Genomic DNA, 16,200 nt, shown 5'->3' on the forward strand with positions numbered 1-16,200 from the left:
GAACGAATGAAGGCTCCGGAGAGATCCTCCTGAGCCTTCAGGGCAGCATTAACAGCAGGGGCGTTTAGCGGTTTTCTTCAATATAGCGGGCCAGGTCCGCCGGGGTTTTTAGCACCGTCGCCACGTCAGTTGGAGGGATCATGCAGCCGTAAACGTCCTGCACTTCCAGCACCATATCGACCGCCAGGATGGAGTCGAGAATGTCGGATTCAATCAGTTCATCGTGAAAGCCCACCTTGCGGGATAACACTTTTTCGAACAGGGCGAGAATTTCTTGTTCCATAATTTTTCCTGGAGTCATTAATTTGTGCGGGCGTAAGCGTCCAGCAGCTTGCGGTCAATTTTGCCGTTAGGATTCAGCGGCAAAGCGTCTTTTACGATAATTTGTGAAGGCACCATATAGTGCGGAACGACCTTCGACAGCGATGTTTTGATGGTGTCCGGCGCCATATCCGTCACGCAGAACGCGGCAATGCGCAGTACGCTGCCGCAGGATTTCATCAGCGGCAGGACCACCGCTTCGTTGATGCCGGACATGGCCAGCAGGCGGTTCTCGATCTCGTTGATTTCAATACGGTAGCCGTTCAGTTTGACCTGGCTGTCGTTGCGGCCCTGACAGTAGATCAGCCCCGCCTCATAGCCCAGATCGCCGGTCCGGTAGCCGCGAAACGCTTCATCTTCCCGACGGAGTAATTTCGCCGCGTTCTCCTGCGGCAGGCCGAGATAGCCGCGCATGACGTTTTTACCCCAGATAATCAGCTCGCCGTCGGCGGAAATTTCCATTTTGCTCTCAGGCATCATGACCCCCACCGGCAGCACGGCGCTGTCGCTGTTCAGGATCGCATCCGTGATTTCAACCACGGTCGTCGCAATCGTCGCTTCCGTAGGGCCATACGAGTTAATGATTTTGGCCTGCGGGAAGCGGCGGCGAAGCTGTTTAACCAGCGCTTTATTGAGCACTTCACCAATGAAGATAAAGACGTTGAGCGCGGGCAAATACTCGCTGTTGAACTGCGGGGAAAGCAGCTGCTGGTAAGCAAAAGAGGGGGTTGAAACCCAGGCGGAGACCGCGTTGCTTTTCAGTCGCTCCAGCCAGTTCTCTTTCTGAATGTCCTCTTTGGCGTTCAGCACGATGTGTCCGCCCATCGCCAGATTCGCCAGCAAAGGGATCAGGGAGAGGTCAAAGCTGAATACCGCGTGGTTCATCAGGACCGGTTTTTCCGGCAGTGAAAAGTCCTGGCTGACCCATTTCATGAAGTGCCATACGCTTTCACGCCCAATCTGCACGCCTTTAGGTTTACCGGTGCTGCCTGAAGTAAACATGATGTAGGCCAGATCCTGCTCCTCCAGTACCTTGCCCGGTTCCCCGGTGGCGATGAACTGCCGGGTCACGACGTCGTAATAGTAAGGGGCGCTGGCCAGATGGCAGATCTCCCGAAGGCGCTCCTGCGGATAGATGCAGTCCACCGGGATGTACGGAATGTTGTGCAGCAGGCAGCTATAAATCGCCACGGCGAACTCGGCCTGCTGGTGTCCGTACAATACGACCGGCGTACCGGCAACAGGCTGGCAGCGCTGATAGCGCTGCGCCCAGTCCGTCACGGCAGCGGAAAGCTGTAGCCAGCTTAAGGCTTCGTCGCTACCGCTGATGGCCAGCTGCTGCGGGGAGGCGGGATCGCATAATGCCGCACGTAAGAAATCCTGCAGTTCCTGAAGATCGGAGTGATTTTTCATAGAGGTGACATTCCACTAAAGATGTAAAGGGATCCTGCGGCGCTTCCCAGCGTCAGAATTCGCCCTAAAAACGCAACGGCCGGATACTGCAGGCCGCGGTGCAATGCCGGGCTGCGTTTGGCTGACCACAGCAGCATATTGTGAGCGACGGAAATCGCGCCAAACAGCGCGCCGCTGATGACGTAATGGCGTTCCAGGCCATTCCATGCCCCCATGCAGAATAAGGTGCAAAAAATACCGATATTTTGCGCCAGCGTTTTGTTCTGACGGAAAAAGTTGAATTTCATCAGGTTCATATAAACGGGCATAAAGACCACATCGCGCAGCCATTCAGACAGGCTGATGTGGAAGCGGCGCCAGAAATCCTGCGGGTTCTTTGCCAGAAGCGGCATGTTAAAGTTTGCCGGAATGCTGAGCCCAAACAGGCGGCCCGCGCCGATGGCCATATTGCTGTAGCCCGCAAAATCAAAGTACAGGTAGGTGCTGTAGGCAATCGACATCACCACGCCCACGGTCAGCGTAAACGGCTTATGGCTCCAGGGCTGCACGACAAGCGAATCAATCAGCATGGCAAACAGGAACTTCTGGACAATGCCGGTAATGATTTGCTCCAGCGCGACTAAAAACTGTTCGCGGTTAAGGGCAAATACGGGCTTGCTGACGTCACTCATCCACGTCCGCCAGCGGTACATTGGGCCGGCCAGGATAATAAAGGGCATAAACAGATAACAGAAATAGTGCAGGAAATTCTGACCTTCTTTTTTACTGCGATAGAGCAGCACGTCCAGCGCGCGGAACGTCATAAAAGAGAGGCCGATCATGCCCCAGTGGTTATTTAAATGTAATTTCACCAGCAGCAGCGGCAATAATGTCAGAATGACCGCCTGCCACGTTTTTAACCATCCCTTCTCTTTTAGCGTGGCAAAAACATAAAAGCTGAAAAAAACGGCGACGGGGACAATATAATCCCCCTGAAATATATATCCCCATCCCAGCGCCGTCAGCACCGACAGCGCAGATAACCAGGTCAGACGATGGCGTAATACGCGATTAACCAGCGCAAACGCCAGCGCGGATGAAAACAAATAAACAAAAAACATTCCTGAGCTGTACATCATTCGGCCTCAGAACTTTTGATATTCAAAATGCAGCTGCATACTCATGCTGTCATCGACAGAGGTCCACGCGACGATGGTGATCGCCAGCAGGAGATAAAGTAAAAAAAGACGGATCGCGATTTTCATCATTTAAAACTCTGTGCAATAAAGCGAATCATAGGAACCCAGGCCAGTTCGGAAGGGTGCAAACGATCCCAGTTCCAGCCATTCTGATAAGGCATGGCGTACATATCTAAATAAGGGATCTGGTTCTTTTCCAGAATGGTTTTTATTTGTTTATCAACCGGGCGGAAGGTATCGGTATTGTAAAGCGCCCAGGGGTTAACCGGGTCGACGATAGCAATCACCTGCACGTGGTGTTCTTTAAGCAGCTGGACGGTTTTACTGAAGGCGGCGATTTGCGCAGGCACAACCGGCGTGTCATCCCACTGCTGCCGCGTACTGTCCTCCTCGTAAATCGTTTTGTCCATCCACAGGGTGGCCGCGCTCTGCTGGCGTTTTTTATTTAACTCGCGCGCATTCGCCAGCTCTTTATCCCAGTCGGGGGCAATGTGGGCGGCTGGCTGCTGCGGCCAGGGCTGTACCGTCTGGGGCGTGATGTTGAGCAGCGCCAGCCAGTCGTTTTTTATCAGGGTGCAGACGTTGGCAAACTGGAAGCTCAGCTCGTCCCACATCAGATCGGGGTGCCAGCCAAAGACCCGCATTTGGCCGAAGGTTAAATGGCTTATTTCTTTACTATCAATATGCTTTAAATAATTAACCAGCAGCGGGCGCGCCTGCGGATCCTTCATCAGCGGATTAAAAATAGAGCCGGGGAAATTATCGGCATAGATAGCCGGTGGCAGCCCTTTTGAATAAAAGCTGTCAGGAGCTAGAAGCAAAACAACTTTACTGTTTGCGTTAAGGCTATTTTTAAAACGAGAGAACAGTAAAAATTGCGTTTCATCATCGACGAACGCATCGCCATACGCCACGACGGGTTTGTGCAATTGCTTATTAAAGTAATTATATACAGCGTAATGTTCATCTTCTGAGGTGGCCACCTCAGACGCGCCAATGAAGAAAATAGCATTCCCTTCTAAGGCATGGGAAATAGTCGCAATTTTTTCCGCTTGTTCTTTCGGCGTGCCCGCCATTGATTTAATCAGCGGCTGGAAGGTGAGGGGCGGATTGAAGCTCGTCACCAGCGGGTGAACACAAAGGAACAATATGGCCAGGGTCGCCATCAGGATATGTAAGCAAAGCGTATTTTTGATTTTCATCATCAACCAGTAACACTGCATGGCAGTAATTTCTAAATCTGCGGGTACTCAGATTTATAACAATTACACAACAAATGACCGTTTATTTTTGTGGCATTCTATACCAGAGCGATTTAAAAGGATGAGCGTTGCTGTGTAACGGTATGTACAAGGGGGCTGTGACCGGTGCGCGGCAAGCGCCTGGGTGATTTTTGCGCAGTCAAACGCCGGCGGGTGAAAATAGAAAAATTCCTGCTTTACAAGGGGCTAATAGATGTTTATAGTGCGCCTCACTTTGGAAGCGTGGCCGAGCGGTTGAAGGCACCGGTCTTGAAAACCGGCGACCCGAAAGGGTTCTAGAGTTCGAATCTCTACGCTTCCGCCAAATTTGAAAACCCTGCGATAGCAATATCGCAGGGTTTTTTCGTTTTACAGGGCAATCACCAGCTCCCCGGAATGGCTCCGCGAACAGCACAGCGCCACCTGCTGGTCCGTCGCGCTTTTTTCCGTCTCCGACTGCACGCTATCCCGATGATCCACCACGCCGTCAATCACCGGCGTCAGGCACGCCCCGCAGATCCCCATTTCGCATGACAGCGGCACGTCCACGCCGTTTTCCTGTAGTACCTGAGCGATGGTCTTATCCGCAGGCACCGGCCAGCGCTCCCCGGTGGAGGCGAGTTTGACCGTAAAGATCTCGCCCGCGTCACCGCGTGCGGCAGGGACCGCGGGCTGAAACGCCTCGCTGTGGAGATGGCCATCATCCCATCCCCTGGCCGTCGCCACGTCTCGCACTTTTTCCATAAACCCTGCCGGGCCGCAGATCCAGGCGTGAAGCCCCGCCTCAGGCGCGGGCAGATGTTCTGCCAGCGCCGTGCGCGGGCTGGCGGTATGAATCTGGCACTCACCTAACCGGGAGAGTTCGCGCGCAAAGGCCGCGCTTTCGCGGCGTTTGACGTAATAGTGCAGCGTAAACGGCGTTCCGGCCGCCTTCAGCTGCAGGGCCATCGCATACAGCGGCGTAATGCCAATGCCCGCCGCCAGCAGCAACACCCGCTCAGCCTGATGCAGCGGAAACAGATTGCGCGGGGCAGAGATCGCTAATTTCTGCCCGGGTCGCAGCGTCTCGTGAACGTAGCGCGATCCGCCGCGCGAGGCGGTTTCCCGCCCCACGCAGATAAGATAGCTCTCGTCTCCACACGCACCGGTCAGGGAATACTGGCGCACCGCGCCGCAGGGCAAGTGCACATCAATGTGTGCGCCGGGCTGCCACGCCGGCAGCGCGTTACCGTCTTCAGCCACCAGCCTGACGGCGAGGCTTTTGTCGCCCTCGCGCCACAGCCCGTCAACAATTACGCTCAGCATATCGGCCTCCGTCATACGAGGAAAAATTCGCCAAAGCCCATCTTCTTCAGTCCCCGACGGTAGGCAATTGAGCTTTTATCGGCGGGAATATGGGCTTCCAGCGTCAGATCCAGCGGCAGACTTTCCGGGCGCTGGGTTTCGACCATCAGGCGATCCTCCTCAAAAATGCGCAGATTGAAGGCATGCACATCCTCCACCGGAATATGCAGGTCAAAGTTACGCGCGATAGGGGCGAACATGCGGGTGACGCGCGATGACACGGGCGACGCGGCGTTCATGATGACCAGTCGCGATTCTCGCGGAAAATGAATCGTCAGGGTGGCGGTAAACGGCAGATGCATTTCAAAATGGCGCAGCCACTGGAACCCTTCCGGCGCCTGCACGGGTGAACTGGCGGGATAGTTGCTCACGGAGCTCCAGTAATCGGCAACAAAACCGAACGGCGTCTCCTGCGGCTGATAGGTGGGGACCCGCTGATTATTGGGGTCGGCAAAGGTATCGGTGTGGATCCAGGCAAAGTGCGCCACGTCCAGAAACCCCTCTACCTGACGACCGGCAAAGCCGTTCACCTCAAACGCCGGGCAGTTGATCTGCTGAAATCCGTCGTCATCCCAGTGCGGCATGGTGGGCAGCGGCACAGGATTGTCCGGGTCAAACGCCAGGCAGGTCCAGATCAGGCCGAAGCGCTCCTCCACGGCGTAGTTAATCAGGTTCAGCTTCGCCGGAACGGGCTGGTCGGGGCTGGACGGAATACGGTTGCAGCGCCCGTCTTCTCCAAAGCGTAAGCCGTGGTAGGGGCAGATAATTCCGTGCTCGTCGTGAAAGCCGAGCGTCAGCGGCACGCCGCGGTGCGGGCAGACGTCACGGGCGACCACGACCTGGTCGTTAATCCGGTAAATCACCAGCTGTTCGTCCAGCAGGGTCGCCTTAACCGGCGCCGGGCCGACGTCGCAGGCGCGCGCGACCGGATGCCAGCATTTCGCCAGGCGCAGCCAGTCCTCTGGCTCAAACGTGCAGTGGGCGGGTGGAGTCGGTTCTCTTTTCATCGTTGTCCCTCTTGCGTTCAGCCTAACGGGCCGCCCTGAATGGTCTCGCACAGACCGTTGATGATGCGCTCACCGGTCTCCTCTTTGAGCTCCTGATACCAGGCCTGCGTCAACGCCATGTCTTTCCCGTGGGTGACGTCGCAGCGTTTACGCGCCTTCAGCACCAGGTCGCGCACCCGGTCGCAGCGCAGCGCTTCGTACTGGCGCAGCGCCAGCGTAATGCTGTGGTTTTCACGCAGGCACTCACCCAGCACCACGGCGTCTTCCATCGCCGCACAGCCGCCCTGGCCGATATCCGGCGTGGTGCTGTGCGCGGCATCGCCGAGCAGCGCGACGTTGCCGCGCACCAGGCTGTCGAACGGCTCAATGTCGTGGATTTCAATGCGGTTGGTCGTTTCAGGATCCAGCGCCGCGATAAGCTTCTGCACCGGCGGGGCCCAGCCGCGGAAGTAGCCCGTGAGGTCGGCGCGCAGGGTGGTGCGATCCTCCGCCAGGCCCGCGGGCAGCGGCACGTCAAAAAAGAAGTAGAAGCGTCCGCCGGAAACGGGCATCAGCGACACGCGTTTGCCTTCGCCAACGAAGGTGGTCCACTGGTGCGCCGGGGCGATCTCTTCGTCAATCTTCACCAGCCCGTTCCAGTTCACGTACCCGGCGTAGCGGCGCTCCGGGGTATACCCCAGCACGTACGGGCGCACGGCGGAGTGGCTGCCGTCGGCGGCAATCAGAAAATCGCCGGCTGCCGTGGTGCCGTCGGTGAAGGTCACGCTCACGCCCGCGTCGTCTTCGCTTACGCGTTCGACGCGCTTGCCGAACTGCACCCTGTCGCGCCCCCAGAAGTCCAGCATTTCGCGCTGAAGCTCAGCGCGCGAGACGGGGCAGGGGCGCCCGCCGGTACGCTCAACCAGCGGGGCAAGGCTGAAGCGGGTCAGAGTCTCGCCGCGCCGGTAATCCTTGTAGGCCATAAAACGCATCGGCCCGCCGTAGGTCTCGATGATGTCGCCCATGCCGAGGTGCTGCATGCATTTCACGCCGTTAGGCCAGATGGAGATGGCCGCCCCGACGGGCCTGATCTCTTTGACGGCTTCAAACACGGTACAGTCGATGCCCGCTTTCTTCAGCGCGACGGCGGCGCTCAGGCCGCCAATACCCGCACCAATGACGATTGCTCTCATGCTTCTCTCCTTTTGCAGGGTGTAAAGACATTCAGCAATTTGCGTACCAGGCTGCAGAGTGGTGAAAACGGCGTTGTGAGAGGTGAGTTTGCACTGCTAAGGTGCGCAAACGCGGTGAGCGTGCCTTTTTTTGAATCAAAAATTTCCAGTTGAGCTATACGGAATCGACTGTTTCACGCCCGCGCTCAGAGTGGCGTGGTTTGTGCAACAACCAGGAAGAAGACAATAAAGGAGACGCTATGATCGCACTGCACGACTTCAATCATCTTCCCCACGAAAAGGCGTTAGCGCTGATTCACCCCTGCGTGGCGCTCCCCGGCTGGGCCGATGCGCTGGTTCGCTGGCGACCCTACGCCAGCCGGGACGAATTGTTCAGTACGGCAAACGCGCTGACGCAAAACTGGGACGAAGCGGCGCTGGCGCAGGCCCTGAGCGCCCATCCACGCATCGGGGAAAAGCCCGCAGGTTCACAGGCGGAGGCGGCGCTGTCGCGCCAGGAGCAGGGCGCGGTGAATGAAGGCGATGCTGCCCTTGCCCGGGCGCTGCGCGAGGGCAATGCCCGCTACGAGGCCCGCTTCGGACGCGTGTTTCTGATCCGCGCGAAGGGCCGCAGCGGCGAGGAGATTTTACAGGCGCTGCACGCGCGGCTGGAGAACAGCGACGCGCAGGAAGTCCGTGCCGCGCTGGAACAGCTGCAGGAAATTACGCTGCTACGGCTGGAAGGAGTTATTAGCGAATGAGCACACTCAGCACCCATATTCTGGATATCTCGACGGGCAAACCCGCAGAGGGCGTGACGGTTCATCTACAACAGGACGGGAACACGCTGGCCTCGGGCGTGACCAACGTCCAGGGACGCATCGCCGCGTTCGTTCCCTCTCTGCCCGCAGGCCGCTATCGGCTGGTGGCGGAGATCGGCGCGTGGTTTAGCGAAACCGGCCGCGACACGCTATACCCCTGCGCGCAAATTGATTTTGTGACGGGAGAAGCGGCAGACGAGCATTTCCATCTGCCGTTTGTGATTGCGCCCGGCGGATGGTCAACCTACCGGGGAAGTTGACCACACCCGCTCGCCGTTGACCCAGGTCTCGCTGATGTTGCGCTCGTCGCCGAGGGTCATCAGCACAAAAAGCTGCTCGTAGATATCCTGACAGCGGCGATTGCGCAGGCGCTGCAGCGGCGTCACGTCAGGGTCGATCACCACGAAATCCGCCTCTTTGCCGGGCGCGAAGTTGCCAATCTTATCGTCGAGCCTGAGGGCGTGCGCACCGCCCAGCGTGGCGTGATAAAACGCCTCGCTGGCGCGCAGGCGGTAGCTCTGAAGCTGGCCGACCTTGTAGGCCTCCCCCAGGGTGCGCAGCATGCTGAAGGTGGTGCCCGCGCCGACGTCGGTGCCGATGCCCATCCTGACCTTGTGCTGCCAGCAGGCGGGCAGGCGAAACAGCCCGCTGCCGAGAAACAGGTTAGAGGTGGGGCAAAACGCCACCGCCGAACCGGTGTCATGCAGGCACTGCCACTCGCTGTGGTGAAGGTGAATCGCGTGGGCAAACACGCTGCGCTCGCCGGTCAGCCCGTAGTGATGATACACGTCCAGATAGCGCTCGTGTTCCGGCCAGAGGCCGCTCACCCAGGCCACTTCGTTGGGGTTTTCGCTCAGATGGGTCTGCATCCAGGTATCCGGGAACTCCTCTCTGAGCAGGCTGACCGCGGCGAGCAGCTCGGGGGATGAGGTCGGGGCAAAGCGCGGGGTAATGGCGTAGCCCAGCCGTCCCCGGTGGTGCCAGCGCTGGATCAGCGCCCGCGTCTGCCGGTAGCTCTGCTTCGCGTCTTCGCTCAGATAGTCCGGCGCGTGTCTGTCCATCATCACCTTTCCGGCGATTAGGCGCATGTTGAGGCGCAGGGCTTCGGTAAACAGCGCCTCGACCGATTCCGGATGCAGCGTGCAAAACACCAGCGCGGTGGTGGTGCCGTTGCTTACCAGCTGCTGAATGAAAAATTCGGCGATCTCTTTCGCGTAGGCTTCATCGGCAAACTGGCTCTCCACCGGGAAGGTGTAGGTGGTCAGCCACTCCAGCAGCTGCTCGCCAAAGGCGCCGATCATCTCCGTTTGCGGATAATGGACGTGGGTATCGACAAAACCGGGCAGCAGTAGCTTACCGCGCAGGTCGGTGTAGCCCTTGTGGGGGTCAAGATACTGCTCGCCCTCCTGCCACGGCATGTGCGCCAGAATTTTCCCGCCCTGTATAAACAGCAGCCCGTCCTCAAGGTAGCGCGCGTGTTGGGCAATCGCGTCTGCGCTGTCGCAGACCTGGGCAATATCAAAAAATGCACCGCGGATCGCTGTCTGGTAATCCATCATGATTCCTGCCTTAGTGTTTGCGTAGCGGGGTGAGAAGGCGCAGCAAGAACGGTGCCAGAATGAACGGGCCGCAGCTAAGCTGCGGCCGGAAGGAGGAAGTTACTCTTTTTGCGTCGCCACGCGGGAGCTGAACGACGTCGCGCCCGCCGTCTCGCGATCTTCCCGCGCCAGCCAGCGGTAGGTCACGCCGCCGAGGAAGACGCCGATAAACCAGCTGAAGTTCGCCACCTCATGCAGGGCCGGGATGAAGCTAATCACCAGGCCCACGGCAACGGACGGGATCAGCGCGCCAATGGCTTTCGGGTTGAAGCCGTTGCGGTACCAGTATTTGCCCTTTGGCGTGTCGTCGAACAGATCGTCAACCGACACCTTGCCGCGCTTAATCAGGTAGAAGTCGGCAATCAGAATGCCGAACAGCGGGCCGATGAACGCCCCGAGCACGTCCAGGGTGTAGTGGATAAGCTCCGGCGAGTTGAACAGGTTCCACGGGGTGAGCAGGATCGAGCCGACGGCGGCAATCATGCCCCCGGTGCGGAAGCTGATTTTCTGCGGCGAGCAGTTAGAGAAATCAAATGCCGGGGAGACGAAGTTCGCGACGATGTTGATCCCGATGGTGGCGGTGATCATCGTCAGCAGGCCAATCGCTACGGCCAGATCGTTGCCCACGCGGCTGACGGTTTCGATCGGGTCGGTGATCATGCGGCCAAACAGCGACTGGGTGCCGGAGACAATCACCACGGTGACGATGGAGAACAGCAGGAAGTTAAACGGTAGCCCCCAGCGGTTGCCGCGGCGGATCTCGCCCATGCTTTTGCCGTAGCGGGAGAAGTCGCCAAAGTTGAGCAGCGGGCCGGAGAAGTAAGACACCACCAGCGCGGTCGCGGTGATCATCTGCCAGGTCTGCTCCCCCGCGCTCAGGGATTTGCTGGCGAGAGTGAAGGAAATGCCGTCAAAACCGGTCTTGTATACAATCCAGCCTGCGAGGGCCAGCATCACCACATAGACCGCCGGACCGGCGATATCAATAAAGCGCTTGATGGCGCTCATGCCGTGCCAGAAGACCATCGCCTGCAGCACCCACATGATGGCAAAGCAGATCCAGCCGAGATGCGACAGGCCCAGGAATGCGCCGGTAGTGAGCGAAGAGAGCGACGGCCAGAACTTGAGCGCCACCAGCATCAGGGCGTTGGCGGCCAGGTAGGTCTGAATGCCGTACCACGCGAAGGCGATCAGCCCGCGGATCACCGCCGGAATATTGGCCCCGAACACGCCAAACGCCTGACGGCTGATTACCGCGTAGGGCACGCCCGCCATCTGGCTCGGTTTGGCTACCAGGTTGGCGCACAGCTGCACGATGCAAATCCCCACCAGCAGGCACAGCAGCACCTGCCAGCTTGCCAGCCCGAGCGTAAAGAAGCTCGCGGCGACAACATAACCCCCCATGCTGTGAACGTCCGACATCCAGAACGAAAAGATGTTGTACCAGCTCCAGTTCTGGTCACGCGTCGGTGCCAGATCCTCATTGCAAAGACGTGGGCTGTAAACCGCACCGGAATCAGCGGCCGTACCCTGCTGCGCGTTTTGACTGTTTGGCATGAAACCTGCTCCTGTGAATGAAAACCCGTTAAGCGGGAGTGCAGACGGTGTTGCAGGATCCAGGCCAAAATAATAAATCTTGTATGCAATATTTTATTTTTATGTATACGATTCGATAACGAAGAGTAAAAGACGGAGTGGTGAATGAACAACATAAACGCCCTGCAGACCGCGCCAGACCTGCATGACAAAGACGAATCGATCTTTCAGGCGCTGATGACCGCGATTGTCGAACATCAGCTGCTGCCGGGGAGCAAACTGCCGGAGGAGGCGCTGGCCGAGGTCTTTGGCGTAAGCCGCACGGGCATCCGCAAGGTGCTTCAACGACTCGCGGCTGTGCAAATGGTCACCTTAACGCCCAAGCGTGGTGCACACGTTGCCAGCCCGACGGTGGAAGAGGCGCAGCATATCTTCCGCACCCGCGCGCTGCTGGAGGTCGCCAACCTGCCGGACGTGCTGGCCCGCTGCCAGCCGCCGCACCTTGCCGCGCTGGAGGCCATTATTCGTCAGGAGCAGCAGGCGCACGAGGCGTACGACGGCCCGGCGGCAATCCGCCACTCCGCCAATTTCCACATTCAGCTGCAGGCCATCTCCGGCAACCAGGTGCTGACGGAGATGGTGACCGGCCTGAGCCAGCGCTCCTCGCTGGTGATTGCCACCTGGGGCGCGCCGTGGCGTCAGGGGTGCCGCTGCAACGATCACGAACAGCTTGTGGATCTGCTGCGCCAGAAGGCGCTCCAGCCGCTAAGCGATGCCTTAATGCACCATTTTGAACATATCGTCGCCAGCCTCTGCTTCGAGCGGGCGGGCGAGTGCCTGCCCGATTTTGCCCGGCTGTTTGCCGGCCACAAGGAGTCGTAATGTCATCTGTCTGTATACAAGTGATCAACCCCAACACCAGCCTCGCGATGACGGAAACCATCGGCGCGGCGGCCCGCGCGGTGGCGGCGCCTGGAACGGAGATCCTCGCGGTCTGCCCCAGCGCGGGCGTGCCGTCTATAGAAGGCCACTTTGATGAGGCCATCGCCGCCGTGGGGGTTCTCGAACAGGTTAAGCTCGGCAGAGAGCAGGGCGTCGATGGTCACGTCATCGCCTGCTTTGGCGATCCGGGCCTGCTGGCGGCGCGCGAGCTGGCGCAGGGGCCGGTGGTCGGTATCGCCGAAGCCGCCATGCATATGGCGACGCTGGTGGCGACGCGCTTTTCGGTGGTCACCACGCTGCCGCGCACGCTGATTATTGCCCGCCATCTGCTGCACCAGTATGGCTTTCAGGACAGGTGCGCGGCGCTGCACGCTATCGATCTCCCGGTGCTGGCGCTGGAAGACGGCAGCGGTCTGGCGCAGGAGAAGGTGCGCGCGCGCTGTATACAGGCGCTGAAAGAGGACGGCTGTGGCGCCATCGTGCTGGGCTGCGGCGGCATGGCGACGCTGGCGCAGGAGCTGACGCGCGAGCTGCGCGTGCCGGTCATCGACGGCGTCAGCGCGGCGGTGAAGATGGTGGAATCGCTGGTGGCGCTGGGGCTGTCGACCAGCAAGCACGGGGATCTGGCGTTCCCCGAGAAAAAAGCGTTAAGCGGACATTTTCAGGCACTGAATCCATTTTAATTTTTGGGGGTGGCAATGGGGCTTTTTGAACAGGATTACCCGCGGGATCTGCGCGGCTACGCGGGCAACCCGCCGCACGCGCGGTGGCCGAATCAGGCGCGTATCGCCGTGCAGTTTGTGCTCAATTATGAGGAAGGGGCGGAAAACCACGTTCTGCACGGCGATGCCGGATCCGAGCAGTTCCTGTCGGACATTATCGGCGCGGCCAGCTACCCGGATAAACACATGTCGATGGACTCCCTCTACGAATACGGCAGCCGCGCCGGGTTCTGGCGGATCCACAGTGAATTTCAAAAGCGCGGCCTGCCGCTGACGGTCTTTGGCGTAGCGATGGCGCTGGCGCGTCATCCTGAGATCGTCGAGGCAATCAAGGCGGCGGATTATGACGTGGTGAGCCACGGCTGGCGCTGGATCCACTATCAGAGCATGGATATCAGCCAGGAGCGCGAACACCTGCACAAGGCGGTGCACGTGTTGACCGACCTGTTCGGCAAGCCGCCGACGGGCTGGTACACCGGGCGCGACAGCCCCAACACCCGCCAGCTGGTGGTGGAGCACGGCGGCTTCGACTATGACAGCGACTACTACGGCGACGATCTGCCCTTCTGGACGGAAGTGGCCTGCAGCGACGGCACCCGTAAACCGCACCTGATCGTGCCGTATACGCTGGATGCGAACGACATGCGCTTCGCCACCGCGCAGGGGTTTAACACCGCCGAGCAGTTTTATACGTATCTGAAGGACAGTTTTGACGTGCTGTACGAAGAGGGGGAAAGCGCGCCGAAGATGATGTCCATCGGCATGCACTGTCGCCTGCTGGGGCGGCCGGGGCGTTTTCGCGCGCTGCAGCGGTTCCTCGATTACGTGCAGCAGCACGAGCGGGTGTGGGTCTGTACCCGCCAGCAGATTGCCGACCACTGGCGGGATGTGCATCCGTTTAAGAAGTAAGTGTGCCGTGTTTAGCCGGGTGGCGGCTGCGCCTTACCCGGCCTACGACTACGACATCAAACTCACCTGTGCCGCCACGATCCGCCATCCGTAGGCAAACCGCACCCACGTCTGCTGCTGGCGGCCAATGCGTTCCGTCCCCTCGCGGGTAAACTCGGTGCTGCACACGGCATAATCCTCACCGAAGGTGGTGATAACGGTGTGACGCAGCGTCCGTTGCAGCCCGGCGGCGGGGCGCGCCGCCCGAAAGGCGCGGATTTCATCAATCCCGTACAGGTTTTCACCCGCCCCCAGACGCACCGTGTTTTTGTCGTGCCAGAACAGCTCGTCCAGCACCGCAACGTTGTTGCTGACCAGCGCGTCTTCATAGCGATAAAACGCGGCGGTCACCTCGGCAACCACCCACGGCAGGTTAATGTCATCGTGATTCATCATGCGGCCACCTCCGCCGGACGGGCGTCGGCGATGCCGCTCTCTTCCAGCACGCGCGCGACGCGCAGGCAGGCCTGCTCGTTAAACGGCGCGGCAATCAGCTGCAGGCCAATCGGTGCACCCTGCGCGGTACGCAGCGGAACGGTGGTCACGGGCAGGCCCAGAAATGAAATCGGCTGGGTCAGCATCCCCATGCTGGCGCGGATGGGGAGCGGCTGACCGTTAATCTCCATGGTCTGCTCACCCGCGAGCGTCGCGCTGCGCGGCGTTGCCGGAGCGATCAGCACGTCGGCCTGCGCGAACAGGGTTTTAAACGCCTGTCGGGCGTGCGCGCGAAACCGCTGGGCCTGAATGTACCAGGCGGAGGGGATCATCGCGCCTGCCAGCAGGCGTTCCCGGGAGTGCGGCTCAAAACGCTCGGGCTCGCGGCGAAGCGCGGGCAGGTACTGGTTTCCCCCTTCGGAGGCGCTGATGATAAACGCCGCGGAGCGCGCCAGTTCGGCGTCCGGGAACTGCAGCTCATCCTGCACGTCGAGCGCCTTCGCCGCCCGCGCCACGGCGTCTCTGGCATCCGCGTCGCACCAGGTGGTGAAGTAGCCGCCGAGCACCGCGCAGCGCAGGCCGTCAAGCCCGCGCTCAAGCAGGGGGCGCGTCTGCTCGCGCGAGCTCTCTGCCTGAAAAGCGTCGCTGCTGTCCCGCCCCTGCAGCGCATCGTAGACGGACGCCAGGTCGCACACGCGGCGGGCAAAGGGGCCGATATGATCGAGGCTCGCGACAAACGGATGGCTGCCGGATCGCGACAGGCGGCCAAAGGTGGGCTTCAGGCCGTAGATGCCGCACAGGGAGGCCGGAACGCGAATCGAGCCGTTGGTGTCGGTGCCGAGCGAAAAGTGCACCAGCCCGGTGGCCACGGCGGCGGCCGAGCCGCCGGAAGATCCGCCCGCAATGCGCGCCAGATCGTGCGGGTTACGCGTCGTGCCGTAGTGGCTGTTTTCGGTCGTGAAGCCGTAGGCGTAGGCGTCCATATTCACCATCCCGGTCAGCAGCCCGCCCGCGCTGCGCAGCTGGCGCACCGCGAAGCTGTCAGCGGCCGCGGCGGGGCGCTGGCTGAACAGCTCTGCCCCGGCAAGGGTGGTGTGGCCGGCAACGTCGAATAGGTTTTTTACCGCGTAGGGCACGCCCGCCAGCGGGGGCAGGGGGCGCTTTTCGCGGCGCAGGGTATCGATGCTCTCGGCCTCGGCGAGCATGCGCGCTTCCGTCACGGCGGTCCAGGCGCCGATCTGCGGGTTAACGCGCGCAATCGCCTCCAGCGTCTGGCGGGCAATCTCGCGAGCGCTCAGCTCGCCCGCGCCCAGCGCATGCTGGATCGCGCTGATACTCATCTCGTGTAGCCTCATGCTTTGTACACTCCTGCGATCTCCAGACGGTCATCGAGCGGCAGCGCCATCAGCGGGGCGGCCATGTTTGCTATGCGGCTGAACTGCACCTGCAGCTCGGCGCGGCGGGCATCGTCCAGCGTCACGCCGAGCACGGACTCCATTTGCGCCAGATACGCCTGCCAGTCGGGTTGTTGTGTCGTCATAGT

The 16,200-nt window shown here is 59.9% G+C and carries 17 protein-coding genes, 1 tRNA gene and 1 pseudogene; 6 read left to right on the plus strand and 13 right to left on the minus strand.

The genetic code is table 11. The features are described from left to right. Positions 1–64: 64 nt before the first annotated feature. Genes LBF07_RS19315 through LBF07_RS19330 form a run of 5 tightly spaced genes read right to left on the minus strand, consistent with a single transcriptional unit; the run spans position 65 to position 4,114 of the window. Positions 65–283, minus strand: coding sequence for an acyl carrier protein (locus tag LBF07_RS19315; protein WP_008499867.1), 219 nt, complete (start codon positions 281–283; stop codon positions 65–67). A 17-nt stretch (positions 284–300) separates the two neighbouring features. Further along, entirely contained in the window at positions 301–1,734 is a 1,434-nt protein-coding gene (locus tag LBF07_RS19320) for an AMP-binding protein (protein WP_094934921.1), read from the minus strand. Beyond that, complete coding sequence (locus LBF07_RS19325) at positions 1,731–2,849, minus strand: MBOAT family O-acyltransferase (protein ID WP_112778113.1); 1,119 nt, start codon at positions 2,847–2,849, stop codon at positions 1,731–1,733. Before LBF07_RS19325 ends, LBF07_RS19320 begins: the two co-directional genes overlap by 4 nt. Before the next feature lie 9 nt (positions 2,850–2,858). Next, positions 2,859–2,981 (minus strand): hypothetical protein, encoded by a 123-nt coding sequence (locus LBF07_RS24635; RefSeq protein WP_255640238.1) that lies wholly within the window; start codon positions 2,979–2,981, stop codon positions 2,859–2,861. Further along, positions 2,978–4,114, minus strand: coding sequence for a D-alanyl-lipoteichoic acid biosynthesis protein DltD (locus LBF07_RS19330; protein WP_033146519.1), 1,137 nt, complete (start codon positions 4,112–4,114; stop codon positions 2,978–2,980). Before LBF07_RS19330 ends, LBF07_RS24635 begins: the two co-directional genes overlap by 4 nt. 276 nt (positions 4,115–4,390) lie before the next feature. Between LBF07_RS19330 and LBF07_RS19335 the strand changes: the two genes are divergently transcribed. Next, positions 4,391–4,478, plus strand: a tRNA-Ser gene (locus tag LBF07_RS19335). A gap of 44 nt (positions 4,479–4,522) precedes the next feature. Here the strand turns inward: LBF07_RS19335 and LBF07_RS19340 are convergent. Genes LBF07_RS19340 through hpxO form a run of 3 tightly spaced genes read right to left on the minus strand, consistent with a single transcriptional unit; the run spans position 4,523 to position 7,676 of the window. Continuing rightward, entirely contained in the window at positions 4,523–5,458 is a 936-nt protein-coding gene (locus tag LBF07_RS19340) for a PDR/VanB family oxidoreductase (protein ID WP_094934968.1), read from the minus strand. An 11-nt stretch (positions 5,459–5,469) separates the two neighbouring features. Then, a complete protein-coding gene (hpxD, locus tag LBF07_RS19345; protein ID WP_094934923.1) occupies positions 5,470–6,504 on the minus strand; it encodes a molybdenum cofactor-independent xanthine hydroxylase subunit HpxD in 1,035 nt (344 codons plus the stop codon). A 17-nt stretch (positions 6,505–6,521) separates the two neighbouring features. Beyond that, a complete protein-coding gene (gene hpxO, locus LBF07_RS19350) occupies positions 6,522–7,676 on the minus strand; it encodes an FAD-dependent urate hydroxylase HpxO (protein ID WP_094934924.1) in 1,155 nt (384 codons plus the stop codon). A 239-nt stretch (positions 7,677–7,915) separates the two neighbouring features. Here hpxO and uraD point away from each other — a divergent pair, with 239 nt between their 5' ends. Continuing rightward, on the plus strand, positions 7,916–8,416 hold the full coding sequence (gene uraD, locus LBF07_RS19355) for a 2-oxo-4-hydroxy-4-carboxy-5-ureidoimidazoline decarboxylase (RefSeq protein WP_094934925.1): 501 nt from the start codon (positions 7,916–7,918) through the stop codon (positions 8,414–8,416). Further along, positions 8,413–8,736, plus strand: coding sequence for a hydroxyisourate hydrolase (gene uraH, locus LBF07_RS19360; protein ID WP_048976712.1), 324 nt, complete (start codon positions 8,413–8,415; stop codon positions 8,734–8,736). Before uraD ends, uraH begins: the two co-directional genes overlap by 4 nt. On the opposite strand, the gene guaD is transcribed toward uraH, so the two are convergent. Continuing rightward, on the minus strand, positions 8,716–10,035 hold the full coding sequence (gene guaD, locus LBF07_RS19365; RefSeq protein ID WP_094934926.1) for a guanine deaminase: 1,320 nt from the start codon (positions 10,033–10,035) through the stop codon (positions 8,716–8,718). The two genes, uraH and guaD, sit on opposite strands and share 21 nt — an antisense overlap. 99 nt (positions 10,036–10,134) lie before the next feature. After that, positions 10,135–11,631 (minus strand): NCS1 family nucleobase:cation symporter-1, encoded by a 1,497-nt coding sequence (locus LBF07_RS19370; RefSeq protein WP_029741848.1) that lies wholly within the window; start codon positions 11,629–11,631, stop codon positions 10,135–10,137. A gap of 144 nt (positions 11,632–11,775) precedes the next feature. Between LBF07_RS19370 and LBF07_RS19375 the strand changes: the two genes are divergently transcribed. The 3 genes and pseudogenes from LBF07_RS19375 (at position 11,776) to puuE (ending at position 14,183) form a co-directional block, all read left to right on the plus strand. After that, positions 11,776–12,492, plus strand: a complete 717-nt coding sequence (locus LBF07_RS19375; RefSeq protein WP_010429412.1) for a GntR family transcriptional regulator — start codon at positions 11,776–11,778, stop codon at positions 12,490–12,492. After that, positions 12,492–13,366 (plus strand): annotated as a pseudogene (gene hpxA, locus LBF07_RS19380) (allantoin racemase). The gene LBF07_RS19375 and the pseudogene hpxA overlap by 1 nt, the downstream one beginning before the upstream one ends. Next, on the plus strand, positions 13,284–14,183 hold the full coding sequence (puuE, locus tag LBF07_RS19385) for an allantoinase PuuE (RefSeq protein WP_224435153.1): 900 nt from the start codon (positions 13,284–13,286) through the stop codon (positions 14,181–14,183). Before hpxA ends, puuE begins: the two are co-directional and overlap by 83 nt. A gap of 48 nt (positions 14,184–14,231) precedes the next feature. Here puuE and hpxZ read toward each other — a convergent pair whose 3' ends face one another. The 3 genes from hpxZ to hpxX are packed head-to-tail and all read right to left on the minus strand — an operon-like array spanning position 14,232 to position 16,197. Beyond that, positions 14,232–14,618, minus strand: coding sequence for an oxalurate catabolism protein HpxZ (gene hpxZ / locus LBF07_RS19390; protein WP_045354537.1), 387 nt, complete (start codon positions 14,616–14,618; stop codon positions 14,232–14,234). After that, positions 14,615–16,012: an AtzE family amidohydrolase gene (locus LBF07_RS19395; protein ID WP_094934927.1), complete on the minus strand. Its 1,398-nt coding sequence runs from the start codon at positions 16,010–16,012 to the stop codon at positions 14,615–14,617. Before LBF07_RS19395 ends, hpxZ begins: the two co-directional genes overlap by 4 nt. After that, entirely contained in the window at positions 16,009–16,197 is a 189-nt protein-coding gene (gene hpxX, locus LBF07_RS19400) for an oxalurate catabolism protein HpxX (protein ID WP_033145148.1), read from the minus strand. Before hpxX ends, LBF07_RS19395 begins: the two co-directional genes overlap by 4 nt. Positions 16,198–16,200 lie beyond the last annotated feature (3 nt).

The sequence above is a fragment of the Enterobacter cloacae complex sp. ECL352 genome (genome assembly GCF_020149545.1).
Classification (GTDB): Bacteria; Pseudomonadota; Gammaproteobacteria; order Enterobacterales; family Enterobacteriaceae; genus Enterobacter; species Enterobacter asburiae_B.

Bases quoted from the DNA above. Each gene is read 5' to 3' on its own strand.
- LBF07_RS19315 (WP_008499867.1), bottom strand. From the start codon at position 283: ATGGAACAAGAAATTCTCGCCCTGTTCGAAAAAGTGTTATCCCGCAAG.
- LBF07_RS19320 (WP_094934921.1), bottom strand. From the start codon at position 1,734: ATGAAAAATCACTCCGATCTTCAGGAACTGCAGGATTTCTTACGTGCG.
- LBF07_RS19325 (WP_112778113.1), bottom strand. From the start codon at position 2,849: ATGTACAGCTCAGGAATGTTTTTTGTTTATTTGTTTTCATCCGCGCTG.
- LBF07_RS24635 (WP_255640238.1), bottom strand. From the start codon at position 2,981: ATGATGAAAATCGCGATCCGTCTTTTTTTACTTTATCTCCTGCTGGCG.
- LBF07_RS19330 (WP_033146519.1), bottom strand. From the start codon at position 4,114: ATGAAAATCAAAAATACGCTTTGCTTACATATCCTGATGGCGACCCTG.
- LBF07_RS19340 (WP_094934968.1), bottom strand. From the start codon at position 5,458: ATGCTGAGCGTAATTGTTGACGGGCTGTGGCGCGAGGGCGACAAAAGC.
- hpxD (WP_094934923.1), bottom strand. From the start codon at position 6,504: ATGAAAAGAGAACCGACTCCACCCGCCCACTGCACGTTTGAGCCAGAG.
- hpxO (WP_094934924.1), bottom strand. From the start codon at position 7,676: ATGAGAGCAATCGTCATTGGTGCGGGTATTGGCGGCCTGAGCGCCGCC.
- uraD (WP_094934925.1), top strand. From the start codon at position 7,916: ATGATCGCACTGCACGACTTCAATCATCTTCCCCACGAAAAGGCGTTA.
- uraH (WP_048976712.1), top strand. From the start codon at position 8,413: ATGAGCACACTCAGCACCCATATTCTGGATATCTCGACGGGCAAACCC.
- guaD (WP_094934926.1), bottom strand. From the start codon at position 10,035: ATGATGGATTACCAGACAGCGATCCGCGGTGCATTTTTTGATATTGCC.
- LBF07_RS19370 (WP_029741848.1), bottom strand. From the start codon at position 11,631: ATGCCAAACAGTCAAAACGCGCAGCAGGGTACGGCCGCTGATTCCGGT.
- LBF07_RS19375 (WP_010429412.1), top strand. From the start codon at position 11,776: ATGAACAACATAAACGCCCTGCAGACCGCGCCAGACCTGCATGACAAA.
- hpxZ (WP_045354537.1), bottom strand. From the start codon at position 14,618: ATGATGAATCACGATGACATTAACCTGCCGTGGGTGGTTGCCGAGGTG.
- LBF07_RS19395 (WP_094934927.1), bottom strand. From the start codon at position 16,012: ATGAGGCTACACGAGATGAGTATCAGCGCGATCCAGCATGCGCTGGGC.
- hpxX (WP_033145148.1), bottom strand. From the start codon at position 16,197: ATGACGACACAACAACCCGACTGGCAGGCGTATCTGGCGCAAATGGAG.